Origin of the sequence: Stakelama pacifica (assembly GCF_004361835.1) — a bacterium.
In the GTDB taxonomy this organism is placed as follows: Bacteria; Pseudomonadota; Alphaproteobacteria; order Sphingomonadales; family Sphingomonadaceae; genus Sphingomonas; species Sphingomonas pacifica.
Window position 1 is genome coordinate 1 of the sequence record NZ_SNWD01000002.1, and the last position, 25224, is coordinate 25224.

Annotated in this window: 29 protein-coding genes and 1 pseudogene; 20 read left to right on the plus strand and 10 right to left on the minus strand. The window is 62.3% G+C overall.

What is annotated here, in order from left to right; all coding sequences use genetic code 11:
- Positions 1-249 precede the first annotated feature (249 nt).
- Positions 250-780 (plus strand): GNAT family N-acetyltransferase, encoded by a 531-nt coding sequence (locus EV664_RS03150; protein ID WP_133494258.1) that lies wholly within the window; start codon positions 250-252, stop codon positions 778-780.
- Positions 781-839: 59 nt separating this feature from the next.
- Here the strand turns inward: EV664_RS03150 and EV664_RS03155 are convergent, their stop codons facing one another.
- From EV664_RS03155 to EV664_RS03170, 4 genes are read right to left on the minus strand one after another with little or no spacing between them, the layout of a single operon-like run.
- The gene (locus EV664_RS03155) at positions 840-2216 is read right to left on the minus strand and encodes a dihydrolipoyl dehydrogenase family protein (RefSeq protein WP_229668118.1); all 1377 of its coding nucleotides are present in this window, start codon (positions 2214-2216) and stop codon (positions 840-842) included.
- A complete protein-coding gene (locus tag EV664_RS19600) occupies positions 2192-2440 on the minus strand; it encodes a GDCCVxC domain-containing (seleno)protein (protein WP_280524581.1) in 249 nt (82 codons plus the stop codon). The genes EV664_RS03155 and EV664_RS19600 overlap by 25 nt, the downstream gene beginning before the upstream one ends.
- A gap of 23 nt (positions 2441-2463) precedes the next feature.
- Positions 2464-2787: a heavy-metal-associated domain-containing protein gene (locus EV664_RS03165; protein ID WP_133494259.1), complete on the minus strand. Its 324-nt coding sequence runs from the start codon at positions 2785-2787 to the stop codon at positions 2464-2466.
- Between the two features lie 10 nt (positions 2788-2797).
- A complete protein-coding gene (locus EV664_RS03170; protein ID WP_133494260.1) occupies positions 2798-3193 on the minus strand; it encodes a mercuric transporter MerT family protein in 396 nt (131 codons plus the stop codon).
- A 79-nt stretch (positions 3194-3272) separates the two neighbouring features.
- Between EV664_RS03170 and EV664_RS03175 the strand changes: the two genes are divergently transcribed.
- From EV664_RS03175 to EV664_RS19140, 18 genes are all read left to right on the plus strand, one after another.
- A complete protein-coding gene (locus tag EV664_RS03175; protein WP_133494261.1) occupies positions 3273-3692 on the plus strand; it encodes a MerR family transcriptional regulator in 420 nt (139 codons plus the stop codon).
- Between the two features lie 305 nt (positions 3693-3997).
- Entirely contained in the window at positions 3998-4624 is a 627-nt protein-coding gene (locus EV664_RS03180; protein WP_133494262.1) for a helix-turn-helix domain-containing protein, read from the plus strand.
- Positions 4617-5834 carry a type II toxin-antitoxin system HipA family toxin gene (locus EV664_RS03185; RefSeq protein ID WP_133494263.1) on the plus strand — a complete coding sequence of 406 codons (1218 nt, stop codon included), beginning with the start codon at positions 4617-4619 and terminating at the stop codon, positions 5832-5834. The genes EV664_RS03180 and EV664_RS03185 overlap by 8 nt, the downstream gene beginning before the upstream one ends.
- Before the next feature lie 54 nt (positions 5835-5888).
- Positions 5889-6809, plus strand: a complete 921-nt coding sequence (locus EV664_RS03190; RefSeq protein WP_133494264.1) for a HEPN domain-containing protein — start codon at positions 5889-5891, stop codon at positions 6807-6809.
- A gap of 145 nt (positions 6810-6954) precedes the next feature.
- Complete coding sequence (locus tag EV664_RS03195) at positions 6955-8970, plus strand: conjugal transfer protein TraG (protein WP_133494265.1); 2016 nt, start codon at positions 6955-6957, stop codon at positions 8968-8970.
- Positions 8971-8973: 3 nt separating this feature from the next.
- The gene (locus EV664_RS03200; RefSeq protein ID WP_133494266.1) at positions 8974-9378 is read left to right on the plus strand and encodes a ribbon-helix-helix protein, CopG family; all 405 of its coding nucleotides are present in this window, start codon (positions 8974-8976) and stop codon (positions 9376-9378) included.
- A gap of 44 nt (positions 9379-9422) precedes the next feature.
- The gene (trbB, locus tag EV664_RS03205) at positions 9423-10376 is read left to right on the plus strand and encodes a P-type conjugative transfer ATPase TrbB (RefSeq protein ID WP_133494710.1); all 954 of its coding nucleotides are present in this window, start codon (positions 9423-9425) and stop codon (positions 10374-10376) included.
- Between the two features lie 11 nt (positions 10377-10387).
- On the plus strand, positions 10388-10708 hold the full coding sequence (locus EV664_RS03210; protein ID WP_373287494.1) for a TrbC/VirB2 family type IV secretion system protein: 321 nt from the start codon (positions 10388-10390) through the stop codon (positions 10706-10708).
- Positions 10705-10980, plus strand: coding sequence for a VirB3 family type IV secretion system protein (locus EV664_RS03215; RefSeq protein WP_133494268.1), 276 nt, complete (start codon positions 10705-10707; stop codon positions 10978-10980). The genes EV664_RS03210 and EV664_RS03215 overlap by 4 nt, the downstream gene beginning before the upstream one ends.
- Positions 10974-13421 carry a conjugal transfer protein TrbE gene (trbE, locus tag EV664_RS03220; protein ID WP_133494269.1) on the plus strand — a complete coding sequence of 816 codons (2448 nt, stop codon included), beginning with the start codon at positions 10974-10976 and terminating at the stop codon, positions 13419-13421. Before EV664_RS03215 ends, trbE begins: the two co-directional genes overlap by 7 nt.
- A gap of 4 nt (positions 13422-13425) precedes the next feature.
- Positions 13426-14172: a P-type conjugative transfer protein TrbJ gene (trbJ, locus tag EV664_RS03225; protein WP_133494270.1), complete on the plus strand. Its 747-nt coding sequence runs from the start codon at positions 13426-13428 to the stop codon at positions 14170-14172.
- A gap of 118 nt (positions 14173-14290) precedes the next feature.
- The gene (trbL, locus tag EV664_RS03230) at positions 14291-15592 is read left to right on the plus strand and encodes a P-type conjugative transfer protein TrbL (protein WP_133494271.1); all 1302 of its coding nucleotides are present in this window, start codon (positions 14291-14293) and stop codon (positions 15590-15592) included.
- Between the two features lie 3 nt (positions 15593-15595).
- A complete protein-coding gene (trbF, locus tag EV664_RS03235; protein WP_133494272.1) occupies positions 15596-16360 on the plus strand; it encodes a conjugal transfer protein TrbF in 765 nt (254 codons plus the stop codon).
- Positions 16357-17226, plus strand: a complete 870-nt coding sequence (trbG, locus tag EV664_RS03240; protein ID WP_133494273.1) for a P-type conjugative transfer protein TrbG — start codon at positions 16357-16359, stop codon at positions 17224-17226. Before trbF ends, trbG begins: the two co-directional genes overlap by 4 nt.
- A complete protein-coding gene (locus EV664_RS03245) occupies positions 17223-18455 on the plus strand; it encodes a TraB/TrbI/VirB10 family type IV secretion system protein (protein WP_133494274.1) in 1233 nt (410 codons plus the stop codon). Before trbG ends, EV664_RS03245 begins: the two co-directional genes overlap by 4 nt.
- A gap of 1 nt (position 18456) precedes the next feature.
- A complete protein-coding gene (locus EV664_RS03250; RefSeq protein WP_133494275.1) occupies positions 18457-18675 on the plus strand; it encodes a DUF2274 domain-containing protein in 219 nt (72 codons plus the stop codon).
- Positions 18672-18890, plus strand: coding sequence for a helix-turn-helix domain-containing protein (locus EV664_RS03255; RefSeq protein ID WP_133494276.1), 219 nt, complete (start codon positions 18672-18674; stop codon positions 18888-18890). The genes EV664_RS03250 and EV664_RS03255 overlap by 4 nt, the downstream gene beginning before the upstream one ends.
- A 288-nt stretch (positions 18891-19178) precedes the next feature.
- On the plus strand, positions 19179-19355 hold the full coding sequence (locus tag EV664_RS19140; protein WP_162848763.1) for a hypothetical protein: 177 nt from the start codon (positions 19179-19181) through the stop codon (positions 19353-19355).
- A 61-nt stretch (positions 19356-19416) separates the two neighbouring features.
- On the opposite strand, the gene EV664_RS03260 is transcribed toward EV664_RS19140, so the two are convergent.
- On the minus strand, positions 19417-21339 hold the full coding sequence (locus EV664_RS03260) for an FTR1 family protein (protein ID WP_373287493.1): 1923 nt from the start codon (positions 21337-21339) through the stop codon (positions 19417-19419).
- Between the two features lie 156 nt (positions 21340-21495).
- A complete protein-coding gene (locus EV664_RS03265; RefSeq protein ID WP_133494278.1) occupies positions 21496-22134 on the minus strand; it encodes a cation efflux transmembrane domain-containing protein in 639 nt (212 codons plus the stop codon).
- Between the two features lie 82 nt (positions 22135-22216).
- On the opposite strand from EV664_RS03265, the gene EV664_RS03270 reads away from it, so the two are divergent.
- Positions 22217-22630 carry a MerR family transcriptional regulator gene (locus EV664_RS03270; RefSeq protein ID WP_133494279.1) on the plus strand — a complete coding sequence of 138 codons (414 nt, stop codon included), beginning with the start codon at positions 22217-22219 and terminating at the stop codon, positions 22628-22630.
- Positions 22631-22896: 266 nt separating this feature from the next.
- Here EV664_RS03270 and EV664_RS03275 read toward each other — a convergent pair.
- The 4 genes and pseudogenes from EV664_RS03275 to EV664_RS03290 form a co-directional block, all read right to left on the minus strand.
- A pseudogene (locus EV664_RS03275) lies at positions 22897-23218 on the minus strand (YnfA family protein).
- A gap of 19 nt (positions 23219-23237) precedes the next feature.
- Positions 23238-23924, minus strand: a complete 687-nt coding sequence (locus tag EV664_RS03280; RefSeq protein ID WP_133494280.1) for a ZIP family metal transporter — start codon at positions 23922-23924, stop codon at positions 23238-23240.
- Positions 23925-23928: 4 nt separating this feature from the next.
- The gene (locus tag EV664_RS03285; protein WP_133494281.1) at positions 23929-24864 is read right to left on the minus strand and encodes a cation diffusion facilitator family transporter; all 936 of its coding nucleotides are present in this window, start codon (positions 24862-24864) and stop codon (positions 23929-23931) included.
- Positions 24865-24881: 17 nt separating this feature from the next.
- Positions 24882-25214, minus strand: coding sequence for a DUF190 domain-containing protein (locus tag EV664_RS03290; RefSeq protein ID WP_133494282.1), 333 nt, complete (start codon positions 25212-25214; stop codon positions 24882-24884).
- Positions 25215-25224 lie beyond the last annotated feature (10 nt).

A 25224-nucleotide genomic window follows, 5' to 3' on the forward strand; every position in this document is an offset into this window, starting at 1 on the left:
TGCTCCTCGCTGAACCTCGATCGCTTCATTCGTCCGTCTCCTTGTCGAAGGCCGGACTCTACCTATCAATGGAGGAAATCTAGGGGCTCAGACCACGCGCCGAGAAGGCTGGCACAATGCGTCACCAACCTGTTCGATCGCGAAGCCATCGCGTTTACCGCAATTCACGCGACCCGCAGGCAGTTGGGAATCTCCGCTAGATTTTGGGTCCGATTATCGCATGGTTGGGTTCGCTTATGGGATAACAGCATGACGATATTTGGCGACAGTCGCATTCGCGCGGTGCGGCACATCGACCTCGATAGCTTGCATCCGCTGATTGAACGTGCCTTTCGAGGCGAGACCTCCCGGGCGAGTTGGTCGTATGAAGTCGCTCTAGCCGAGGGAGAGCGAATTTCTCGCGCTGCGCTCCTGGCTATTCTCGCTGACCCGCGGCAGTGCTTGCTCGGTGCCTTTGCCGATGATGCGCCCATTGGCTGCGTGCGGATTGCCTATGAGCCTGAAACCGTATGCGAACTAAGTCTGTTGACGGTCGAACCAGATCGTCAAACGGCGGGACTCGGCAAACGTCTGATCACAGCGGCCGAGAGGGTCGCGATCGAGCGATTTCGTGCTCAGTGGATGGAGATCGCGGTCATCGTTCAACAACCGCGATTGATATCATTCTATCAACGACGCGGCTTTGGCTTCACCGGCCGAACGAAGCCCTATCCGGTTGCGCTCGATCGTCCGCTTCACTTTGCGATCATGCGAAAGCGACTCCAGGATCGGGCCACCTGATCACGATAGCTTCCGCGTGATAGGGAGGCGGTACCATGTGTTCGGATGATCTATGACGGCTACAAAATTGATCCCAGATCCGACGATATCGTCGGATAGGCGGCGATCATCTTGTTCAAATCACCGACCTTTAGTCCCGTCCGGATCGCCAGACCTAGATAATTGATCAATTCCGCATATCCCGGTCCCAGCAGATGGGCGCCCAGAATTCGATCGGTTTTGGCGTCGATAACGATGCGCGTGGCGGCGCAGGATTCGCCTACCCGAAAATTGGAAAACCAGTCGCTCGTGTCGTTGACCGCCATGCGCACATCGTATCCGGCCTCCCGGGCCTCGCTTTCGAGCATCCCGACCCGTGCGAGCTCGGGAATCGTGAACACGACGCTTGGCACACCGCTATAATCCGCCTTGGCATGATTGCCCTTGAGCATGTTGGACGCGGCGACCTTGCCTTCGGCCACCGCGACCGGCGTCAACGCGGGTCCCGCCGTACCGGCGGCGTCGCCGGCGGCATAGACAGCGGGATTGGATACGCTCTGGAGGTGCGCGTTCACGCGAATGCCGGCATCGGTGCGTTCAATATTCGCCGCAGAGAGATTCAGTTGATCGACGGCAGGAACCCTTCCTGCACCATGAACGACGAGGTCGACGGTGAATTCGGCGCATTCGTCGCCCGACTTCGTGCGGATCAGAAAGCCGTCTGACACGCGTTCGATTGATTGCACCGCCACGTTCAGCCGGATGTCGATACCCAGATCGCGGCTATGCGCCACCAGTCGATCGACGAGATCGGGGTCGAAGGCGCGCAGTGGTCGCGGGCCGTGATCGGCGATGCAGACGCTGCTCCCCGCCCGAACCGCGATATGAGCAAATTCGAACGAGATATAGCCGCCGCCGATGAACAGGATGCGCTTGGGAAGCTCATCGAGGTCCATGAACCCGGCATTGTCGATTGCGTGTTCGGACCCCGGCATCGACAGCGGTCGTGCTACGGCACCGGTTGCGATCAGGATATGGCGGCCCTGGATCCGTGTCCCGCCCCCGATTTCCACTGTGTTTTCATTCAGGAACCGCGCGTGACCGTGCAACGTCACAATGCCCTTTTCATCGAAACCGCTCTCGATCCGGCCGGGCATCTTGTCGGTGAAGCTGCGCTTGAACGCGACCAGTTCGCCCCAGTCGATCCGCAGGTCGTCGTCCTTGACCCCCTTGCCGCGCATCAGCCGCGCATCGTTGATGATCTCCGCACCCCGGCGAAGCAGCTTCTTGGGATCGCAACCCCGCAGCGCGCAGGTTCCGCCATAAGGGAGTTCGTCGACGACGGCGACCGACCAGCCGGCCGCCGCGCATTTATTCGCCGCACTCACCGCCGCCATCCCGACGCCGAGCACGACCAGGTCGAACGATTGCGTCAGGATACCGTATTCCCCTGACAACAGGCCGTCGTTCCGGTGGCGCGCGCTTCCTGGATCGGGGGGCAGGGTACGCTGCCGAACGAACAGAAAACACAACAATCGCCCGCATTGGGGCGTAGCACCGCGCCACAACCTTTGCAGTCGTAGAAAAACTGACACGCATTGGTCGGCATCGTCTCGATTTCGGATCGCCCGCACACCGGACACGTCAAGGTTGATTGCAATTCCATAACCATACTCTGCATTTGCGAATCTGGAGCTGACCGGTTCAGTGCTCGCGAACCTTCGCCGGGTAGCCGGCATTGGTCGATGCGGCGGCGATCTTCGCCGGTGTCGCGACCTTCGCATCATAGGTGACTGTGGCAGTCTTCGCGCCGAAGTCGATCTTGACCGACCTGACGCCTGCGACACGGCCCATCGCGGTCTTCACGGTGATCGGGCATGTCGGGCACGTCATGTGGCCGATCGCAAATGTCCGGGTCCGCTCGCTTGCCGGTGCGGCGATCGCCGCGCGGCCGGGCGCGACGCCGATGGCAGTGCCGCCGGCAACGGCGGCAAGTCCTGAAAGGACGATCGACAGGCGGTGCTTCATTTTAGGTCTCCTAATAGAACAGAGGTGCCCACCATTGCAGGGTCATGGTGAGCGCGACGATGAGCGTCGCTACCCACAGCACTGCCTTGGTCAGCAAGTCGGATCGGGGACGGGCGCAATAGCTGTCTTCGTCGCAGTGGGGCTTCGGACGAAAATAGACGTGCCAGAAGCCGCCGGCGAGAAATGCCAGCGTCATTGCGAGGAAATAGGGCTTGTAAGGTTCGAGCGCGGTAAGATTGGCGATCCATGCACCCGAAATCCCCAGCATGACGAGAAGGAGCGGGACGATGCAGCACGACGACGCCAGCACGGCGCCGACGATCCCGCCCGTGGCCAACCACCCGCCGCGCCTGCCGCCCTGACGCGTGGACGTCGATCCTTCGCTTTCCGGTCGCGTGGCCGCCATTCGCCCTTAACTCTCGATTCCTGTCCGACCGAACTTATGTAGTCCCTGTAGTAGATACAGGTTCAAGAGGTGATTTTCGATGGCATTCGCGGCGACCGACCGTCCGTTAAAACGCGGCGCGCTGGCCAGGCGTTTCGGATGCAACATTGAGACGATCCGATATTATGAGAATATCGCGCTGCTCCCGGCGCCCGAACGGACCCGAAGCGGACACCGGATCTATTCCCCAGCAGATCAAACGCGGTTGGGATTTATCCTGCGCGCCCGCGAACTTGGCTTCTCGGTGGAAGAGCTTCGCAGTCTGCTCAGCCTCGCGGACTCACACGAATATACCTGCGGAGAGGTGCTCACGCTCACCAGGGGCCATCTCACGGATATCCGGACGAGAATAAAGGATCTGGCACGCCTCGAACACACGCTCGCCGATATATCAGCCCAGTGCGAAGGCGGCGATGTGCCGCACTGCCCTGTGATGGATGCGTTGCTCAAAGACGGATAAAATTATCGATGACCTATGCAGAGGGTCGATCGATGCACCAAGAAAAGTGCCCGAAGGTCCGCTGACCGCAAAACGCGTGTCACGAAGGATTAATTGGTTTCCGATCGTTCCCGATGTCCAGTCAGACACAGGAATATAGATATCCAATCGAAACAAACCTCTAGCGCTTAAGCCGCGATTGCGGTGACCATTCAGGATGATTATCGATCATATGCAATAATATATAATGCAGCAAGATTATGCTATATAGGCTTGCCACTCAGGGGGCGGGTTATATATTCAAGCATATGGATTGATAAAAACATATGTCAGAGCAGCTTAAAACTGAATTGCTGGTTACATTCGGCCATCGGCTGAGGCACGCGAGGCGGGAAAAGAGCCTGTCCCAGCGTGCACTTGGCGAACGCGTAGGACTTCCCCAGAGTCACATTTCGAAGATCGAACAGGGCGCGGTGGACCTTCAATTCTCGAGTCTCGCCGAACTTGCGCGTGCGCTTGATCTCGAACTCACCCTCGTCCCGCGCGCCGCGGTCGCCGCGCTTGAGGGGACGATCCAGGCAGCGACCGGACGCAACGCCGATCCAAGTGCCAGTCGGGCCAGGACGATCTTGGATGAACAAGCGCAGCTCTTGGCGGACCTCGAAAGCGCCTTTCCTGCGACCGACAAACTGTCGCGTTATGGACAGGCGATCGACGAGCTTCGGCAGCTGCATTTCGATACCCCGGCACTGAAGGCATTGCAGGAGGCTGTAGAACCCTCGCGTAAGCTCGCGCGGCTGCTGCATTCAAATGACAGCAGAGCGGACATCATGAAGGCGCTCGATCAGGCGACCGCAAGTCTGCGCGCGTTGCGAAACCACCGCGTTCACGCGCCTGTTCTCCCGTCGCCGCGCCAGCGTCCCGCCCACAGGCTGGAGGAGGACGATGACTGACGCCCGTGCCCTCGACATCTTCCTTTACGATCGCAGGATCGGAACGATCACGCTGCTCGACGGTGATCACAGTATCTTCACGTTCGACGAAGGCTATGTCGCGGACGAGGCGCGCGAAACGCTAAGCCTCTCCGTTCGAGACGAATATGGCGCGCTGATCACCGATACCCGTGCCTATCGGACGCGCGTCGCGCCGTTCTTTTCCAACCTGCTGCCCGAAGGTACGTTGCGCGACTATCTCGCTAAGCGGGCTGGCGTGAAGGCAAGCCGCGAATTCCAGTTGCTCGCCGAGCTCGGCACCGATCTTCCCGGCGCCATTCGCGCAGTGCCCGTCCAGCAGACCACAGCAGCCGGCGGAGGCGAATTCGCTGACAACGAAAGCCATGTCGCCGCGCCGCCCATATTTCGCTTCTCGCTGGCGGGGGTGCAGCTCAAATTCTCGGCATTGAAAAATCGCGGCAAGAATGGTGGCCTGACGATTCCGGCGCATGGCAATGGCGGTGACTGGATCGTCAAACTACCCTCCACGCGCTTTTCCGACGTTCCCGAGAATGAGTTCGCGTCGATGAGCCTGGCCCGGCACGTCGGCATCGAGGTGCCGGATATCGATCTCGTACCCGTCGCAAAAATCGAGGGGCTGCCCGAAGGGATCGGCGAGTTCGGCGACAATGCCTATGCCATCCGGCGCTTCGACCGGACCCCGCACGGTCCCGTCCATATCGAGGATTTCGCGCAGGTCTTTGGCGTCTACCCCGACGATAAATATGAAAATGCCAGCTACCGAAATATCCTGTCGGTGCTGGCGATCGAGACCGACGAAGCGAGCATTGAGCAGTTCGTGCGCCGTCTCACATTTAGCGTGCTCATCGGCAATGGCGACATGCATCTGAAGAATTGGTCGCTGGTATATCCCGACCGGCGAGCGCCGATCCTGTCGCCGGCTTATGACCTCTTATCGACCGTTCCCTATCTGGGCGACGAGGAAGCGGCGCTCAAGTTTCGCCGGTCCAAGGCGTGGGGATCCTACACCTATGACGAACTCGGCGCGATGGCCGACAAGGCGCGTCTCGCCACTCGCCCCGTCATCCGGGCCGCAAAAGACACGGTCGAACGGTTCGACGCGGCGTGGGCGTCGGAAAGGGACCATCTGCCACTATCGAGCAAGGTCATAGCAGCGATCGACCGCCATCGCGGACACCTCGTGATATGAATGACTCATCCGCTTTCCTTGTAGAAATCGCCGTCGCGCGCGAAGATGTCCGCGATGCGCACTAATCTCGACCATTTGCCGCCGACACAGCAAGGCGAGCTGGAACGCGTCACGCGGCATTTGATGGCCGAGTTCGCGACCGCGATCGCGCGCGCGACCCAGCCCTGGAAAAAGAACGGGAAGATTCTCAAGATCATCCTGTTCGGCAGCTATGCGCGCAGCGACTGGGTTGACGATCCGGACAGGGGCTATCAGTCGGACTTCGATCTGCTCGTGATCGTCAGCCATCCCGATCTGACCGACATCGCGGACTATTGGTATATCGCCGAGGATCTGATCCAGCGCGATTCCGCAATCGACCGTCCGGTCAATATCATCGTCCATACCCTCAACGAAGTGAACCAGGCACTCAGTCGCGGCGAGTATTTCTGGGTCGATATCGCGCGCGACGGCATCGTGCTCTACGAGCTGCCCGGCAGCACGCTCGCGACACCCAAACCACTTACGCCTGCAGATGCGTACGAAATGGCGGCTTCCTACTTCAACGAGTGGCTACCCAGCATTGATCGGGCGCTATCGACTGCAAATGACCAACTGGCAAAAGGGAGCGACGACCTGGGGTGGCGCAAGGATGCCGCATTCTCGCTTCACCAAGCGACCGAGCGCGCTTTCATCTGCTTCCTGCTCGTCCGCACGCTCTATTTCCCCCGGTCGCATAACATCAAGTTCCTGCGGTCGCTGGCCGAAGATAGCGAACCCCGGCTCGTCGCTGCCTGGCCCCGTGCGACCCGTCTCGAGCGGCGCCGGTTCGAACTCCTCAAGCGCGCTTATGTCGAAGCGCGTTATTCGGCGAATTTCACCATCGGCACCGAGGACCTCGAAATGTTGACGCGCTCGGTCCGCGATTTGCGCAATTTAGTCGCTGGCGTCTCACAGCAACGAATAGACGAACTTCGAACCGCCGCGGGCCTCTAACGCCTCTGACGGTGGCCGTTCCAATCAGCGCAACGAGCCATAGCGAGCTCTTCAAGGCCATTCGGCACCGTTCCGTTTCCATCGTCTCTGATCGAGTCTGAGGCCATCCGGTTCGACCGTCGTCGTTCCGTATGGGAGCTTCGACGTGACGCCCACCAAACTTCTTCTCGGTCAGATTCTCGTCGTTTTCGGGATCGTCCTCCTCGGTCTCTGGGCTTCGACCCAGTGGGTCGCAGCGGCGCTCGCCTATCAACCGGAATTGGGCGGCGCGTGGTTTCGCTTCGCTGGCACGCCGATCTACCGTCCCTGGGCGCTATTTCCGTGGTGGTATCATTTCAATGCCTATGCCCCGCGGATTTTCGATCGCGCCGGCATGTTCGCGGGTGCCAGCGGCTTTGCCGGCTGCGGTGCCGCCATTTTCGGGTCGTTGTGGCGCGCACGCCAGTCTCGCAATGTCACCACTTATGGCTCGGCACGTTGGGCGACAACGCGCGAAATCAAACGGGCGGGCCTGCTACGCGATCAAGGCGTCATGCTTGGCCGTCTCGACGACCGCTATCTGCGTCATGACGGTCCCGAACATGTCATGGCCTTCGCCCCGACCCGTTCGGGCAAGGGCGTCGGCCTTGTCGTGCCCACCTTGCTGTCCTGGACCGGTTCGGCGGTCATTCACGATATCAAGGGCGAAAACTGGCAGCTGACGGCGGGTTGGCGGTCGCGCTTTTCGCATTGCCTGTTGTTCAACCCGACCGATCGCCGCTCGGCGCATTATAATCCGCTGCTCGAAGTGCGTCGCGGCGCCCAAGAAGTGCGCGACGTCCAGAACATCGCCGACATCCTCGTCGACCCCGAAGGCGCGCTCGAACGCCGCAGTCATTGGGAGAAGACCAGCCACGCGCTGCTCGTCGGCGCCATCCTCCACATTCTCTATGCCGAGGAAGAAAAGACGCTCGCCCGCGTCGCAACCTTTCTATCCGACCCTAAACGTAGCTTCGTCGCGACGCTTCGACAGATGATGGCAACCAATCATCTCGGCACCGAAAAGACCCCCTGCCCGCATCCGGTCGTCGCCTCGGCCGCGCGCGAACTTCTCAACAAGAGCGAAAATGAACGTTCGGGCGTGCTCTCGACCGCCATGTCGTTTCTCGGCCTGTACCGCGATCCGACCGTGGCCGCGGTGACCTCGCGTTGCGATTGGCGGATCGCCGATCTCGTCGAGGGCAAGCAGCCGCTTTCGCTCTACCTCGTCATCCCGCCCTCGGACATCAGCCGCACCAAGCCGCTGGTGCGCCTGGTGCTCAATCAGATCGGCAGGCGGCTAACCGAACGCCTCGATCAACCGACCGTCGCCGAACATCGACACAAGCTACTGATGATGTTGGATGAGTTTCCAGCACTCGGTCGGCTCGACTTCTTCGAGACCAGTCTCGCCTTCATGGCCGGTTACGGCATCCGCGCGTTCCTGATCGCGCAGAGCCTCAATCAGATTGAAAAAGCCTATGGCGAGCACAATTCGATCCTCGACAATTGTCATGTCCGGGTGGCGTTTGCGACCAATGACGAGCGCACGGCAAAACGCATTTCGGATGCGCTCGGCACGGCGACCGAGCAGCGCGCGATGCGTAATTATGCTGGTCACCGCCTCGCGCCGTGGCTCGCGCATGTCATGGTCAGCCGCCAGGAAACCGCGCGCCAGCTTCTGACCCCCGGCGAAATCATGCAGCTCCCGTCCGACGAGCAGCTTGTGCTCGTCGCCGGTCTCGCGCCGATTCGGGCGACCAAGCTGCGCTATTTCGCCGACGGCAATTTTGCCGCGCGCGTCACCGCACCACCCGTCCTGGCCAAGGGCCGCTATGGTGACCGTCCGGCTGACCGCCCGAATGTTTGGGCAGACGCAGTCCGCCTCGACGATCGCGATCGACCGGATGCCGAAGACGAGGCCTGCACTCGAGATGGCGGACGCGAGCAGCAGCGTCAGCCTGGGCTGCCCGAACACGCGCCTCGCGCGACAGAACCGCAAGAGCCGACCCTTGTGGCCGCTGAGGACGACGATCCCGCGCAGGACAAGCGCGCCATGGATCAGGCGCGCAGCCTGAGCGCGGTCGCGCGGGGCTACGGGCTCAATCAGTCAAGCGACCACGATCTGGTGCCGGGGATCTGAGCGATGAAAATACGCCAGAACCTCTATATCGATCGAGAACTCGCCGAGGCGCTCCAGGCGCTCGCCGCGGGCGAGGCCGGCAACAAGTCACGGCTCGTCAATGACGCGATTCGTGATTGGCTTGAACGGCGCGGCGCAAAGGAGATTGACGATCTTCTGAAGCGCCGGCTCGACCGACTCGGTCGCGAGATCGGCCATACCCGCCGCGACATCGAAGTGCTGCTCGAAAGCCTGTCGCTGTTCATCCGCTACCAGCTGATGGTGACCGCGCCGCTTCCCGAAGGGGACGCCGCCGCGATCGCGGTCGGCCAGGCACGGTTCGACAAGTTCGTGTCCCAGGTGGCGCGCCAAATCGCCTCGGAGCATCGTACGCTCGGTGAAACATCCGATACCGGAAAAATCTCGTGAGCGGCGACACCTTCGATGCCGGTAGCGATGGCCGCCGCCGAACCATGCTGCGCACCGCGATGGGGCCGACAATCACCGCCGCCCTCACCGATCCGCTTGTCCTCGAAGTCATGGTCAACCCCGATGGAGAGCTGCGCCTCGATCGGCTTGGCGAAGGCCGCATCGGTACCGGCGTGCGCTACGATCCCGCTCAAATCGAACGAATCGTCCGATTGGTCGCCAGCCATGCTCGTACCGAGGTGAATGCTACGGCACCGATCGTATCGGCGGAACTTCCGCCGCTCGGTGACGGCGCCGGCGAGCGGTTCGAAGGCGTGTTGCCGCCGGTCAGTCTCGCGCCCTGCTTTTCGATCCGTAAGCCCGCGACCCGGCTCTATACGCTGATGGACTATGTGACCGATGGGATCATGTCGGCCGAAGTCGCGCGGTTGCTGAGCCTGGCTGTCGTCGATCGGCGTAATATCCTTGTCGCGGGCGGCACCAGTTCGGGCAAGACCACGCTCGCCAATGCGCTGCTTGCCGAAATGGCCCATCTCGACGAGCGCGTGATCCTGATCGAGGATACGCGCGAGCTCCAATCGCCCGCGGCCGATACCGTCGCGCTCAGGACTCGCGCTGGTGCGGTGTCGATGGCCGATCTTGTCCGCTCGACACTGAGGCTGCGGCCCGACCGCATCATCGTCGGCGAAGTGCGGGGCCCCGAAGCGCTCGATATGCTCAAGGCTTGGAATACCGGCCATCCCGGCGGCATCGCGACGGTTCATGCGAACGGCGCCGGTGCAGCGCTTTTCCGGCTCGAGCAGCTCGTCCAGGAAGCCGTGGTCACCGTGCCCCAGCGACTGATCGCTGATGCGATCGATCTGATCGTGTTCATTTCCGGCCGGGGAACCGCGCGCCGGGTCGAGACGCTCGCGCGCGTCGCCGGTCTCGATCCGGACGGCGGCTACGCCGTGCTCGACATCACCCCCCTCACACCCCCCGACAGTCAAGGAGACTGACCATGTACCCAATGCGCCTTCGTCGCCGCGCGGCTTGCTTTATCGCCGCCGCGTTTCTCTCAGCCACGACCTCGACCACCGCCTGGGCGAGCGGTTCGGGCATGCCTTGGGAACAGCCGCTTCAGCAGGTGCTGGAATCGGTGCAGGGGCCGGTCGCGAAGATTGTCGCGGTGATCATCATCATCGTCACCGGATTGACGCTTGCGTTCGGCGAGACGGCGGGTGGATTTCGCCGTCTCATCCAAATCATCTTCGGCCTGTCGATCGCCTTTGCCGCGTCGAGCTTCTTTCTTTCCTTCTTCAGCTTTGGCGGCGGGGCGCTGGTCGCATGACCTCGATTTCGTCCCACCATATCGAGGGTTTCGAAGTGCCCATCCATGGCAGTCTCGGCTCGCCGATCCTGCTCGGCGGTGCGCCGCGCGGGCTTGCGATCGTCAACGGAACGCTGGCCGCCGCTGTCGGTCTTGGCCTCCAGCAATGGATCGCCGGCCTCGCACTATGGGCCGTCGGGCACAGCCTTGCGGTGTTCGCTGCGCGCCACGATCCCGACTTCGCGCCCGTGCTGATCCGCCATCTGCGCCAGAAGGGCTATCTGGCATGTTAGCGCTCCATGAATATCGCCAGCGCGCTGACCGGCTGTCCGACCACTTGCCATGGGCAGCGTTGGTCGCGCCGGGCATCGTCCTCAACAAGGACGGCAGCTTTCAGCGAAGCTTTGCGTTTCGCGGTCCCGATCTCGAAAGCGCGACCGAGGCTGAACTTGTGTCCGCATCCGCGCGCGCCAATAACGTGCTCAAGCGGTTCGGGACGGGCTGGGCGCTGTTCTTCGAAGCAGTCCGCCGTGAAGCACTAGATTATCCGGTCAGCCGCTTCCCCGATCCTGTCTCCTGGCTCGTCGATGCCGAACGTCGCGCCGCCTTCGAAGCCGAGGGTCGGCACTTCGAGAGCCGGTATTTTGGAACCCTGGTCTGGATGCCGCCCGCCGACAGCAGCGATGCCGCCGGACGCGCGCTGGTGGAGCGCGATAGTCGGCAGGAGGGCCGCGACTGGCACGCCAGCCTTGCAAGCTTTGCAGCGAAAACCGATCGTGCGCTCGATCTGCTCACGGGCTTCATGCCCGATGTTCATCCGCTCGATGACACCGAGACCCTGACCTATCTCCATGCGACCATATCGACGCGCCCGCACGTCGTGCGCGCGCCAGACACGCCGGTTTACCTCGATGCGATCCTCGCCGATACTCCGCTGACCGGGGGTCTCGAGCCGATGCTCGGGACCGCGCATCTGCGCACCCTGACGATCCTCGGCTTCCCAAATACCAGCCGGCCCGGCCTTCTCGACGCGCTCAATGCCACCGATTTCTCCTATCGTTGGATGACGCGCTTCATCGCGCTCGACAAGGCCGATGCGACCAAGGTCCTCACCCGCCTTCGTCGCCAGTGGTTCAACAAGCGCAAGTCGATCACCGCGCTCCTGCGTGAAGTGCTCTACAGTCAGCCGGCGCAATTGCTCGACAGCGACGCCGACAACAAGGTGGCTGACGCCGACCTGGCACTCCAATCGCTTGGCGGCGACCATGTCGCGTTCGGGTATCTGACCACCACGATCACGGTTACCGACACGGACCGCGTCCGGGTCGAAGACAAGCTCCGCGCCGTCGAGCGGATCGTCAACGGGCTGGGCTTTACCAGCATGCGCGAGGGCGTGAACGCGGTCGAGGCATGGCTTTCATCACTGCCTGGGCAAAGTTACGCCAATGTACGTCAGCCGCTGATCCACACGCTCAATCTCGCTCACCTGATGCCGCTCTCGTCCGTTTGGGCCGGCCCGGTGAAGAACGATCATCTTGACGGTGCGCCGCTACTGTACGCCCAAACCAGCGGCACGACGCCGTTTCGGCTTTCGACCCATGTCGGCGATGTCGGCCATATGCTCGTCGTCGGTCCGACCGGCGCGGGCAAATCCGTACTGCTCGCAATGATCGCGCTGCAATTCCGTCGCTACGCCAATGCCCGGATCATTGTCTTCGACATGGGGTTTTCGGCGCGCGCCGCGGTGCTGGCGATGGGAGGGAGTCACCATTCCCTTGGTCCTCGGCCGGAGCATGGCGATGGCGGAGGGCTCAGCTTCCAGCCGCTGCGCGATATCGATGACGTCGATGAACGCAGCTGGGCGGCGGAGTGGGTCGCGGCCCTGGTGACGCACGAACAGGTCAATCTTACCCCCGATATCAAGGAGCTGATCTGGTCGGCGCTCGGCAACCTTGCGAGCGCGCCACGCGAAGAACGCACCCTTACCGGGCTTAGTCTGTTGCTCCAGTCGAACGCGCTCAGGACCGCGCTTGCGCCCTATACGCTCGATGGGGCTTATGGCGGGCTGCTCGACGCCGACGACGAGCGGCTCGCCTTTGCCGATGTGCAATGCTTCGAGACCGAGGCGCTTATGCTGCGCAAAGGCGTCGTCGCGCCCGTCCTCACCTATCTGTTCCACCGCATCGAAAAGCGCTTCGATGGTCGCCCGACCCTGTTGCTGCTCGACGAAGCCTGGAGTCTGCTCGACGATCCCCTGTTCGCCGCGCGAATTCGTGAATGGCTCAAGACGCTCAGAAAGAAAAACGTCTCGGTTCTGTTCGCGACGCAGAGTCTCGCCGACATTACCCACAGCGCGATCGCACCGGCCATTATCGAAAGCTGTCCGCAGCGCATCTTCCTGCCGAATGATCGTGCGATCGAGCCACAAAGCCGCGCTACCTATGAACGTTTTGGCCTCAACGAGCGCCAGGTCGAACTGATCAGCCGATCGACGCCCAAGCGGCATTATTATCTGCAATCAGCGCGCGGCAACCGCCTGTTCGAACTCGGTCTCGGCCCCATCGCGCTCGCGCTGTGTGGCGCGGCCGATCCCGCGACGCAGGCGCAGATCGACGCGCTCATCGCCAATGGCGGGCAGGACGGCTTGGCCGCCCGCTTCCTCACCGCCTCCGGTCTGTCCTGGGCGGCAGATCTGCTCGCGGAATTTCCCGACACCTCATCAGCACAGGAGTAAGACAATGTCCTTCGACGCCCGCAAATATTTCGTTTCGTCTGCCCTCACGCTCGGCACTTTGGTGTCGTTCGGCGTCGCGCTCACTCTCCCCGCGACGCCCGCCGCGGCGCAATTTACCGTGTTCGATCCGAGCAACTACAGTCAAAATTTGCTTACGGCGGCACGCACCCTCCAGCAAATCAACAACCAGATCCAGTCGCTGCAAAATGAAGCGTCGATGCTCCTCAATCAGGCGAAGAATCTTCGCCGCGTTGATTTTCCCGAGGTAGAGACGCTCAACCGGACGCTCCAGCAAATCGACCAATTGATGGGCGAGGCAAAGGGCGTTGGATTTCGGGTTGATGGCCTCGACCGGCAATTTCGTCGGCTCTTTCCAAGAGACTTTGATCAGGCGCTGTCGAGCGATGAGCGTGTGATCGCGGCGCGCACCCGGCTCGGCACCGCGATGGACGCCTATCACGAGACGATGACGGTTCAGGCGCAGGTCGTCGAAAACGTCGCCTCGGACGCCGCGACCCTGCGCACGCTTATCGCGCGTAGCCAAGGCGCCGAAGGCGCGCTTCAGGTTCAACAGGCGACCAATCAGCTGCTTGCGCTCACCGCCAAGCAACAGCTTCAGCTCCAGAATATGATGGCGGCACAATATCGCGCTCAAGCGGTCGAGGCGGCGCGACGCGCGCAAGCCGAAAGCGACGCCCGCGCGACCACGAAACGCTTTCTCGGCTCCGGCTCGGCCTACACGCCCCAATAGGCTTGAGTCCGAGAGGTGACGGCGGATTCGCCCTCCGTCCGTCACCGTCGCGGGGCGCGTACGCTCCCCCGCGCGCCCCGCGACCTTCTCTTCTCCACGGCCACCAGGATCATCATCCGTGAACGACCTGAACGTCCTCGACCGCTTCATGAATGCCTTTATCCGCTACATCGACAGCGGATTCGGCCTGCTGGGTCCGGACATCGGCTTTCTGACCACGACGCTGATCGCGATCGACATCACGCTTGCAGGATTGTTCTGGGCGATGGGCGGCGAGCAGGACGTCATCGGCCGGTTCCTGCGCAAGATCCTCTATATCGGCGCTTTCGCCTTCATCCTGAACCGTTTCGCGACGCTGGCCGACATCATTTTCAGGTCGTTCGCGCAAGCGGGGCTGACGGCCGGTGGCGGGACGCTCTCCGCTGACGACCTGCTCAAACCGGGGCGCCTCGCGGCAACCGGCTTTTCAGCGGCGTGGCCGTTGCTCGACCAGGCCGCAAAGTTGATGGGCTTCACCAGCTTTTTCGACAATTTTCTGACGATCGCGGTGCTGCTGTTCGCCTGGATCATCGTCATCATCGCCTTCTTCATCCTCTCGGTGCAGATGTTCGTCACCATCATCGAGTTCAAACTGACGAGTCTCGCCGGTTTCATCCTCGTGCCATTCGCACTTTGGGGGCGGACCAGTTTCCTCGCCGAGCGTGTGCTGGGAAATGTCGTCTCGTCGGGGATCAAGGTGATGGTGCTCGCCGTGATCGTCGGCATCGGCTCGAACTTTTTCAGCGAGTTCACCGGCGCGCTTCAGGGCCAGGAACCCGATATCGGTCAAGCGATGAGCCTCGTGCTCGCCAGCTTGTCGCTCTTCGGTCTCGGCATCTTCGGCCCCGGCATCGCTTCGGGCCTCGTCGCGGGAGCGCCGCAACTTGGCGCTGGCGCGGCCCTCGGTTCGACAATTGGCGCCGCCGGCGTGGTAGCGCTTGGCGGTGGTGCCGCCATCGGCGCGGCACGGCTTGCAGGTGGTGCGGCGGTCGGCGCGGTTCGGGCCGGGACGGCAATGGGTTCGGCCGCTTCGACGGCTTATACGCTCGGTCAGGAAGGTTCAGGTTCATCGAGCATCGCTTCGGGCATGGGTGGCGTCGCCCGTGCCGCCGGGGGCGCGGCGCGGCAGCGTGCCGGCCAAGCCTTCGGACTCCGGCAAGCCTCCGAGTCGGGTCGCGCCGCTGCCTGGTCAGCCCTCAACGCTGGTGGGTCAGGCCAGCCAACGACAAGTGGCGCGACTGGCGGCGCGCCCGGCTGGGCACGCGACCTTCGCCGCCAGCAGAACGCCCGTCATCACCGCCATGTCGCGCTCCAGACGCTGCGTGAAGGCGACCGCGGCGGCAGCGGCGCCACCCCGGACATCAAGGAAAAGGAGGATTGAACGATGCGCTTTAAACGCAGTGTCCAGCGCTACGGACATACACCCGAGCCCGCAACGCCCTATCAACGTGCTGGCCAAATTTGGGATGAGCGGATCGGCTCGGCCCGTCTTCAGGCAAGAAACTGGCGGATCATGGCGTTCGGCGGCTTGCTGCTGACGGCCGGCATGTCGAGCGCGCTCGTCTGGCAGTCGCTTCAAAGCCACATCGTTCCCTATGTCGTGGAAGTCGATCATCTCGGCGAAGCGCGATCGGTCAGTCCAGCCAACCGCGACTATCGTCCGGACGATCCCGAAATCGCCTGGCACCTTTCGCGGTTCATCGAACAGATACGCTCGGTCTCGCTCGATCCCGTGCTCATGCGTCAGAACTGGCTTTCGGCCTATGCGTTCGTCACCAAACGCGGCGCGCGCTATCTCGATTCCTATGCGCGTGCCAGCGATCCGTTCGCGTCGATTGGCGAGCGGACGATCTCGGTTCAGGTGACCAGCGTGGTGCGCGCATCGGACCAGTCATTCCAGATCAAATGGACACAGACCGCGTTTGAGCGGGGTACGCAAGTCGGCGTCTCGCATTGGACCGGCATCGTGAGCGTGGTCCACCACGCTCCCGCTTCTGCCGAGATACTGCGTCGCAACCCGCTCGGCATTTACATCGATAGCATCGACTGGAGTCGCGAGCTCGATCCCGCTGTCACCGCGCCTGCCGCAGCCACCGTGAATGGCGGCGACACTGTCCTTCCCTCTTCTTCTCCGGAGATCCAGCCATGACCGCGTATCGCTATACGACAATTTTGCCGATCCTCCTCGCTCCAACGCTTGCCGTCCCTGTATCGGCGGCGCCAATCCAGGCCCTTGGCCGGCACCAGACCGAAGCGAGTCCGCCCGACGCGGTTCGAATAGCGACAACGGCGGCGACGGTCGAACCGGTCAGTGGCGACTTCGTCAATGCGGGCGCGGTTTACGCCTATAGTGATGACGCCGTGTATCGGCTCTATGCCGCCCCCGAGCATGTCACCGACATCGCCCTGCAGGCGGGCGAGGCGCTTGTCGCGGTCGCGAGCGGGGACACGGTCAGATGGGTGATCGGCGACACAAGCAGCGGCGCGGGACCTGATCGGCGCGTTCATGTTCTCGTAAAGCCAATCGCCCCGAAATTATCGACCAATTTGGTTATCACGACCGATCGGCGGACCTATCATCTTGCGCTTACCAGCAGCGATGGCGCGGCGATGTCCGCGCTCTCCTGGCGCTACCCGCAAGACGCGCTGCTGGCCGTCAAGCGCGCTCGCGAGACCGCCGAAGCGGCGGCGCCAGTCGCAACCGGTCTCGATGTCGAACAGCTTCATTTCGGGTATCGCATCAGCGGCGATCATCCGGCGTGGCGTCCAGTACGTGCCTTTGACGATGGACGGCAGACCTTCATCGAATTTCCGGCATCGATCGGCGTCGGCGAAGCGCCACCGCTGTTTCTCGTTGACGGCGACAAGACCATCAGCCTTGTCAATTATCGCGTCAAAGGGCGGTTTTACATCGTCGATCGGCTGTTTGATATCGCCGAGCTGCGGCTCGGCACGAAACATCAAAAGACCGTTCAAATTGCGCGAACCGCCCCAGTGGCGCGGAGCGGATTATGACCGAACCCGCCGCACATGTTCAATCTGAGTCAACTCAGGGGCCGAAGACATCCGCCCAGACGAAGGAGAATCCCGAAACGCTCGTTCTGCGAGCACAGCCTAGCCGCGCGATCCGTTTTCGGCGCAGCATCGTCATCCTGATCGCAGCCACCGCCATCGTCGGCGTCGTCGCAGCGGCCTGGTACTCGCTCAAGCCCCAGGCATTGCATCTTATCTCAACGCCGAGCGATGGCAGCGAGCCCGCCAGGCTTCCCGCCGGAAGCTTCGGCAACCTGCCGACCAGCTACGCTGACGCGCCCAAACTCGGGCCGCCGCTTCCGGGAGACCTCGGTCAGCCCATTCTCGATCATCAGCGTGCTCAGAATATGCTTCCTGCGAACGGGCAAAGCGGACCGGCCGATACGCGGAATTCCAAGCACGAGCGGGTCTTGGCCGAGATTGATAGCGCGCGAAGGTCTGCCTTGATGATTCGATCCGCAAACGAAGGACACGATCAATCACCCAAGCCGGCGACGGCGTCCGATATGTCCACGCCATCCCCACAAATTCCCACAGGCTCGAGTGCCGGGCGCTTTCCGAATGCGTCGCCGCACAAGGTCGAATTCATGGCCTCACTCGACACCAAGGGTGACGTGAACCCGCATGAGATCGAGCCAGCGGCATCGCCCTACATATTATCGGCCGGAAGCGTCATTCCAGCCAGCCTCATCACCGGATTGCGATCCGATCTTCCCGGGGTTGTGATCGCCCAGGTCACCGAGCGCGTCTACGACAGCCCGACGGGACGCATTCTTCTAATCCCACAAGGCGCGCGCCTCATCGGCAGCTATGACAGTGTTGTCGCCTTTGGTCAGCGGCGCGCATTGATCGTCTGGCAACGCATCATCTTTCCCGATGGACGGTCGCTTCGCATGGATAATGTGCCGGCAACCGATCCCGCAGGCTATGCCGGCCTTGCCGACAAAGTCGATTTCCACACCTGGACGCTGCTCAAGGGCGCTGCCGTATCGACACTCCTGGGTATCGGTTCCAATCTGACATTTACGGGCGAAAGTGACCTCGTCCAGGCAATACGTGAGTCGACGCAGCAAAACGCATCGCGCGCCGGCGATCAACTCATTTCGCGCGATCTTCGCATTCAACCGACCATCACGATCCGTCCGGGAACACCCGTTCGACTGGTCGTGCATCACGATCTGATCCTGCCACCACGATCCAAGGAGAATTGAGATGCCCGACCTGAAACTTGCAAAATTGCCTGAGCGAAAGCCGGTCAAGATGACCATCAACCTGGCCCCGGATCTACATCAGGCGCTAACCGAATACGCCGCCGTCTACGAGGCAGTCTATGGCCGGGCCGAGCCGGTCGGTAACCTCGTTCCCTATATGCTCACCAGTTTTCTCGAGAGCGATCGAGGCTTCGCAAAAGCGCGGCGGGCAAAATCATGAGTGGATCAATTGATTCAAGCTGCGTGCCTGACCGAGACCGGCTCGATACGCCCATTTGCGTCCGCGCCGATCGAGCGGCACAGATGCTGGGTATCGGCAAAACAAAACTATACGAGCTGATTGGCTCGGGTGAGCTGGAACTGGTTCATATCGGCCGTCGCAGCTTGATCCTAAAGTCAAGTATTGATGACTTTGTTGCTCGCCTGCGCGCCTAATAGCACGGACTAACGCAAGCCATTCCGCACCTGCATCCTCGCGAAGCGATTGCGCTCGCGCATGGCAATTCATCCGCTATTCTGACTGCGGGCTCTGAGGTAGTAACCGCCACGACGCGCGCCGTAGAAGCCCGCTTGCGGCCCCACTACGTCGTCCGCCGGACGTCGAGGACTTTGTCGGAATCGGTCCGTATCGGTTGGACATTGCCCAGACGGCGCTGGGCATCGCGTAGACTTTCGCGTTGGGCGGACACGCGATGCGCAAAGGTCTCTGGTCGCTGAACTCAAATGGCCGAGACCGATCTTGCTATTGCGGTTGCCGGTACCGACGTCTTCGCCAATATTCCAATCATCGTCGCGGGCTTGGTCACCATCGTGTGGCGGTCTGTCTATCCCGATCTCATCATCGGCGTCATAAATGCCGACGCCGCCAAAGGAATCTGGCAGGCGCCGATGGCGGAATAGCCAGACCGCGCTGCGATACCCTGAACTTGTGGTCGCGCGGTTCGCACGTGGCAGCCACCATTTACGCGGCGGTTTGCGGCCGCTTTTGCCGGTCGTTCAGGACGAATCCAATCACGATCGCGACCAGCGCGACAATCTGCGCCAGCACCGATTGCCACGTTGGAAACACTCCGAGCATTGAGATTCGCGGCATTTCGGCGAGCGGCGCGATATCAATCCAACCGGCCTCCTGAAGCGCGGCGACACCCTTGCCGGCCAGCACCACCGTAAGGATCGCCATCAGCCATGCGCTGTAGCGGAAGAAGGTGCCGATCGGCAGCGAGCGACTGTAGCGCAGCATCGCCCAAGCGATCAGCGCAAGCACGCCGATGGCGGCGCCCGCGCCGAGCAGCATCACCGCGCCGTTACCCTGCGCCCAAAGAGCCGCATAGAAGAGGATCGTCTCGAACACCTCGCGGTAGACAACGACAAAAGCCAGCGCGAACAGAAACCAGCCGGATTGGCGATTGAGCGCACCTGAAAGTTTTTTGCGGATATAGCGCTGCCACTGGTCGGCGTGGCTCTTGCCGTGCATCCAGATCCCGACGGACAGCAGAACCACCGCAGCCAGGAGCGAGCCCAGCCCTTCGGTCAGCTCGCGGCTCGCGCCGCTGATGCCGATCGCGTAGGTGGCCACCGCCCAGGTCGCGCCGCCGGCGGCGAGAGCGGATATCCAGCCGCCATGCACATAACGAAGGGCATCGACCCGCTCCGCCTTGCGAAGAAAGGCAAGCATGGCGACAACGATGAGCAGAGCTTCCAGGCCTTCGCGCAGGAGAATGGTGAACGCTCCGAGAAAGGTCGAAACGGCGCTTGACGCTTGCGGGGACAGTGCAGCCGACGCATCGTCGAGCAGCGTTTCGATCGCCGCGGCCCGTGACGCCAGCTCGCCGGACGAGATTCCGTCGCCGATGCCGGCGCGGAACGCCCCCATGCGGGTCTCGATATTCGCCATCAGGCCGGCGTCCTTGGCGCTCAAAAGCGGCTCGATGGGTTCGAACCCGTCAAGATACGCGGAAAGCGCCAGCGCCTTCGCCTTTTTCGCGTCACCGGCGCGATATGCTGCCAAACTCGCATCGAGCTTCGTCCGAGTGACCGCGATGGAGTCGCCGGCTCCCCCTGTCGAGGCGCGCGCCACCGCCTCCGGGTGCATGCGCAGATAGGCCATCACGACGTCGGCTTTTTGCTGGCCGATCGCCTCGCCCAGCGCGGCGGGCGTCGTCGTAACCAGCGCTTTCAGGTCGGGAATGCGCGATCGGATGGCAGCCTCGTTTCGCCAGAGCGCCTTGCCGCGCTGAACATCGGCTTCGGAAAAAGCGAATTCACCCGCCCGAAACGCCAGCGCCCAGCGATCGCCGGGCGGCAAATCGCGAAAGCTCTGCATCGCCGTTCCGTCGATGCCTTGTGTGATCACCTGCTCGAGCGCGGCAAGGCTTCGTTTGCGAGCGCGGCCGGCATCGGTAAAGGCGATCGGCGGCGTATCCAGAGCAGCGGCGTTGGGTCCCTTGCCATTGCCGCTGGCGCCGTGACAGGCGGCGCAGTTGTCGGCGAACAACCGGTCGCCACGCGCGACATCCGGTGGCGTCTCGGGCGCGATCGCGACCGGGTATGCGGCGAGAAGCGCCTTTGACAGCGCATGGGCAGTCGCGGCGATCCGGTCGCCACCTTCCTTCGCCTTGACCTGACGCTGTAGGGCCCCCGCCTGCTGCACAAGCGCGCTACGGCCGGGTCGGCTGGGTAAATCGCCGATCGTGCTCACGATGGTGGCCGCGAATTCGGTCATTTCGGCATATTCGCCGCGGCTAACGATCTTGCCGTTGCGCACCGCCCCGTCATAGTCGACCGCCATATAGTCGAGCAGCTTCCAGGTCGTTGTCACCTTACCGGCAGTTCCGGCGTCTACCGTCTGCGCCGAGGCAGCGCCGCCAACCATCACCAGCATCATCGCCGTCAGAAGCGCCAGCAAGAGCCGTTGCGTCGCTGTGCTGCGGTAGGCGAGACGCGATGTCGGATGCGATTCCCGGAAGTTCATAGCGCGCGCAATAATCCCTGAAGCCGCTATAGGGTCAAGGCTATTGCAACGCATTCTTACTTTCAGATTTCAGATCGAGACGGATTCCCGTGCCGATCGCGCCTCGGACAGGTCGCGCATCGCGTGGCGCAGAATCTGCCATCCGCCCGATATGCCGAGTGCTGCCATGATCGCGGCGACGATGAGATCGGGCCATGCCGTGCCGGTCCCGAACACGCCGGCTGCGGCTGCCACAACCGCGATGTTGCCGATGGCGTCGTTGCGCGAGCAAATCCAAACCGATCGCCGGTTGGCATCGCCGTCGCGATAGCGGAACAGCATGACTGCCACGCCACCATTCGCGACAAGGGCGATGATCCCGACCACGCCCATCATATCGGCGTGCGGCACCGATCCATGCCATGCCGCGATCGCTGTCGAAACCAGGACAGACATTCCCAGGAGCGCAAGCGTTGCACCCTTGGCGACCGCCGCTCGCGCTCTCCAGGCAAGTGCCGAACCTGCGACGCCCAGACTGATCGCGTAATTGGCCGAATCGCCGAGAAAATCGAGCGCGTCGGCGCGTAGCGCCTGAGATCCCGAAACAAGGCCGACGACAATCTCGCCTGCAAACATTGCCGCGTTGACCGCGAGCGCGATCCACAGCGCGCGCCGCCAATGGGGATCATTGGCCGGCGCCTCCTCGGACGAGCAATCACAACATGGCATCGCGGTCTCCGTGCGGAGTGGAAAAATCAAACATGAACGCCATATGCTCCCTGAAGTCGCTACAGGGTCAAGGGATCGGCACATGCGCATTGGCGAACTCGCGCGCCGCACCGGCGTTCGCGTTGAAACCATCCGCTGGTATGAGAAGAGCGGGCTGCTCGAGAAGCCGGCGCGGAACGCCGGCAACTACCGCGACTATGACGCGGCCGCGCTCGCTCGGCTGAGCTTTATCAAGCGCGGGCGCGATCTCGGCTTTTCGCTGGAGCAGATCACCGAATTGATGGCGCTGACACGCAACGCCCGCGCCGATTGCGAACGCGTCGACGCCATCGCGCGTCAGCACCTTGCGGAAGTCGAGCGTAAGATCGTCGACCTTTCGTCGCTGCGGCGCGAACTGAGCGGGTTGGTGAATTCCTGCACAGGCGGGGCAATCGGCGAATGCGACATCCTGCAGGCTTTGGCGCCCGAAGGTCCGCCGTCCCGGAGCGAAGGGTGAAGATGGCATCGCGGCAAGAGGCGTGAGACGTCCCCTCATCATTGTTCTGCTCGCCGCCAGCATCGGCGCACTGGGGTGCTTGCTGCCGATGTCAGAGATGCTCCGCGCGCAGTTACAGCGGCTCGGTTTGACCGCCACGCTTTCTTCGACCACCGTTTGGCTGTTGTGGACGACGGGCTGGTGGCGCGGCCTGCGGATGATAGCCGCTTTGCGCGATCAGCGAAGAAGGGCGTCCGGTCGCCTATAAGCCATTTCGGTCATTCCGCTCAGGCCGACCGCGGGGCGAAGAGGATGACGGCCGAGTCCGCGAGGCACACCGCGGCGGGATATCCCAGCGGTCGGGGGGCGTCTTCTCGACAATCCACATCCAGCCGATCGCCGCCATGATATAGACACCACCATAGGCTGCAAAAGCGCGCCCGGCCTGTCCGTGTCGACGAGTGTCAACAACCATGCAAAAAGCGCGAGCGACGCAATGCCGGGCAGAACCCAGAGCGAAGACCAGTCGAGCCGAAGCCACGCCCAGAAGGCGAAGCAGCCGGCGATTTCCGCGAAAGCCGCACCGACATAAGCGAGATAGCTGGCCATGCTCCTTTTTGGCAAAGCCTTACCCGCGCATCAATTCCTCGATGACCAGAATGGCAAGAAATCCGAGGAAAAACATGCCCGTCGCGACCGGCGTCTCGGGCTTTTCATGCGCCTCGACCAGCAGTTCCTCGGTGACGAGATAGAGAAGCGCCATCAGACCGAAGGCATAGCAGCCGGTGCGAAATGCTTCGGGTAGCGCAGCAATCGGCTGGCCGAGCAGCGCGCCAATGGGAAGCGCCAGGCCGACAAGCATGGTCATCAACACCGCGCGTCCACGCGAAAGCGTCTCGGCGAATGCCCCGACCAGCGTCAAGCCGAGGAACAGCACCTCCAGCGTCAATGCGATGGTGAGCAGCATGCCCTGCCGCGCCCCCACGACGAAGCCCAGTCCGAGCACCAATCCGTCGATGGCGAGGTCGAGGCCGGTGGCCACAGCGAGCCCGGTCGCCCCCTCGGTGCGGCTGCTATATGCCTTGAGCAGCAGCATCGCCGCGATACCCGTAAGTGCGCCGACGATGACCGCGAGCAGCGAGCCGCCATGTTTGACGTCGGGCAAAATCTCACCCGCGGCCGCCGCGAATACCACGCCCGCTGCGAGATGCTGGACGGCGCTGCGAAGCAGGGGTCCGGCATTGAAGCGAAGCGTCGTCAGGGCGCCGATCGCAAGCGCGGCAAGGGGAATGAGCGTGTAGGTGAGCGCCTGCACGATGCTACACCACGTCCGCCGGCTCGAGCGCGCACGCCTTGGGATCGCGCTCGATCTGGAGCGTGGTGTGGTCGATACCGAAATGCTCGTGCAGGTCGGCGGCAACGTCGTGGAGAAACGCATCGCGGTCGTGTTCGGCGGGCACGACCAGATGTGCGGTCAATGCGGTGTCGGTGGTGCTCATCGCCCAGATGTGCAGGTCGTGTACCGCCGTCACGCAGTCGATCTGCGCCAGATGCTCCTCCACCGCCTTCGCATCGATCCCCGACGGCACGGCGTTGAGCGACATGGCGAATGCCTCCCGCAACAGCCCCCAAGTGCTCCAGACGATAACCGCGACGATCAAGAGGCTGGTGACCGGGTCGAGCCAATTCCACCCGGTATAGCGGATGGCGAGCCCGGCGAGCACCACGCCCGCCGACACGGCCGCATCGGCCGCCATGTGCAGGAACGCGCCCTGGATGTTAATGTCGCCCTTGCGGCCGCGCATGAACATCAGCGCGGTGCCGGTGTTGATCGCGATGCCGATCGCGGCGACGATCATCACCGTATTACCGGCGACCGGCTCGGGATCGGAAAAGCGCAGCACCGCCTGCCAGGCGATCGCGCCCGCTGCCAGCATCAGGAACACGCCATTGGCGAGCGCTGCGAGAATCGAGCTGCCCTGCAGGCCGTAAGTATAGCGCCAGGTCGGCGCCTTCTTCGCGACGAGCACGGCCACCCAGGCGATGACGAGCCCGAAAACGTCGCTCAGATTGTGACCGGCGTCTGCGAGAAGCGCCAGTGAATTGGATAGAATGCCATAGGCGGCCTCGATCACCACGAATATGACGTTCAGGCCGATGCCGACCGCGAACGCCGTGCCGAAACTCGCCGGAGCATGGCCGTGCCCGGCGTGCGAATGGCCGTGATCATGTCCGTGGTGGTGATGACCGCCCATGGTCCTTTCCCTTTCTGTCAGTCGCGCCGAAGCGGCATCAGCGTTTCGACGCGCTCGAGCGTCATCAGGCCGATATGATGAAGATCGGCGACCGTATGGGCGAACGCACGGAGCGCAGCCTCTTGGTCGACCATTTCAATCACCACCGGCAGATTGTCCGCGATACCGAACGCGTGATGCTCATGGATCGGCGCCGTTCGGGCACCGAAACCCGCCCGGCCACGCAGGACGGTCGCGCCGGCCAGCCCGGCGCGCCTCGCGCGCCGGACGACCAAATCCATTACCGCCTCATCGCCGTGGCGGGCATTCTCATCGGTATAAAGCCGAAGCAACATTGCTTCTTCGCTCATCTCACCTCTC

Bases quoted from the DNA above. Each gene is read 5' to 3' on its own strand.
- trbE (WP_133494269.1), top strand. From the start codon at position 10,974: ATGTTAGCGCTCCATGAATATCGCCAGCGCGCTGACCGGCTGTCCGAC.
- trbF (WP_133494272.1), top strand. From the start codon at position 15,596: ATGCGCTTTAAACGCAGTGTCCAGCGCTACGGACATACACCCGAGCCC.
- EV664_RS03210 (WP_373287494.1), top strand. From the start codon at position 10,388: ATGCGCCTTCGTCGCCGCGCGGCTTGCTTTATCGCCGCCGCGTTTCTC.
- EV664_RS03285 (WP_133494281.1), bottom strand. From the start codon at position 24,864: ATGGGCGGTCATCACCACCACGGACATGATCACGGCCATTCGCACGCC.
- EV664_RS03150 (WP_133494258.1), top strand. From the start codon at position 250: ATGACGATATTTGGCGACAGTCGCATTCGCGCGGTGCGGCACATCGAC.
- EV664_RS03165 (WP_133494259.1), bottom strand. From the start codon at position 2,787: ATGAAGCACCGCCTGTCGATCGTCCTTTCAGGACTTGCCGCCGTTGCC.
- EV664_RS03180 (WP_133494262.1), top strand. From the start codon at position 3,998: ATGTCAGAGCAGCTTAAAACTGAATTGCTGGTTACATTCGGCCATCGG.
- EV664_RS19600 (WP_280524581.1), bottom strand. From the start codon at position 2,440: ATGCAGAGTATGGTTATGGAATTGCAATCAACCTTGACGTGTCCGGTG.
- trbJ (WP_133494270.1), top strand. From the start codon at position 13,426: ATGTCCTTCGACGCCCGCAAATATTTCGTTTCGTCTGCCCTCACGCTC.
- EV664_RS03260 (WP_373287493.1), bottom strand. From the start codon at position 21,339: ATGATGCTGGTGATGGTTGGCGGCGCTGCCTCGGCGCAGACGGTAGAC.
- EV664_RS03270 (WP_133494279.1), top strand. From the start codon at position 22,217: ATGCGCATTGGCGAACTCGCGCGCCGCACCGGCGTTCGCGTTGAAACC.
- EV664_RS03200 (WP_133494266.1), top strand. From the start codon at position 8,974: ATGAAAATACGCCAGAACCTCTATATCGATCGAGAACTCGCCGAGGCG.
- EV664_RS03170 (WP_133494260.1), bottom strand. From the start codon at position 3,193: ATGGCGGCCACGCGACCGGAAAGCGAAGGATCGACGTCCACGCGTCAG.
- EV664_RS03245 (WP_133494274.1), top strand. From the start codon at position 17,223: ATGACCGAACCCGCCGCACATGTTCAATCTGAGTCAACTCAGGGGCCG.
- EV664_RS03215 (WP_133494268.1), top strand. From the start codon at position 10,705: ATGACCTCGATTTCGTCCCACCATATCGAGGGTTTCGAAGTGCCCATC.
- EV664_RS03265 (WP_133494278.1), bottom strand. From the start codon at position 22,134: ATGCCATGTTGTGATTGCTCGTCCGAGGAGGCGCCGGCCAATGATCCC.
- EV664_RS03290 (WP_133494282.1), bottom strand. From the start codon at position 25,214: ATGAGCGAAGAAGCAATGTTGCTTCGGCTTTATACCGATGAGAATGCC.
- EV664_RS03175 (WP_133494261.1), top strand. From the start codon at position 3,273: ATGGCATTCGCGGCGACCGACCGTCCGTTAAAACGCGGCGCGCTGGCC.
- trbB (WP_133494710.1), top strand. From the start codon at position 9,423: ATGCTGCGCACCGCGATGGGGCCGACAATCACCGCCGCCCTCACCGAT.
- EV664_RS03185 (WP_133494263.1), top strand. From the start codon at position 4,617: ATGACTGACGCCCGTGCCCTCGACATCTTCCTTTACGATCGCAGGATC.
- EV664_RS03190 (WP_133494264.1), top strand. From the start codon at position 5,889: ATGCGCACTAATCTCGACCATTTGCCGCCGACACAGCAAGGCGAGCTG.
- EV664_RS03255 (WP_133494276.1), top strand. From the start codon at position 18,672: ATGAGTGGATCAATTGATTCAAGCTGCGTGCCTGACCGAGACCGGCTC.
- EV664_RS03250 (WP_133494275.1), top strand. From the start codon at position 18,457: ATGCCCGACCTGAAACTTGCAAAATTGCCTGAGCGAAAGCCGGTCAAG.
- EV664_RS19140 (WP_162848763.1), top strand. From the start codon at position 19,179: ATGGCCGAGACCGATCTTGCTATTGCGGTTGCCGGTACCGACGTCTTC.
- trbG (WP_133494273.1), top strand. From the start codon at position 16,357: ATGACCGCGTATCGCTATACGACAATTTTGCCGATCCTCCTCGCTCCA.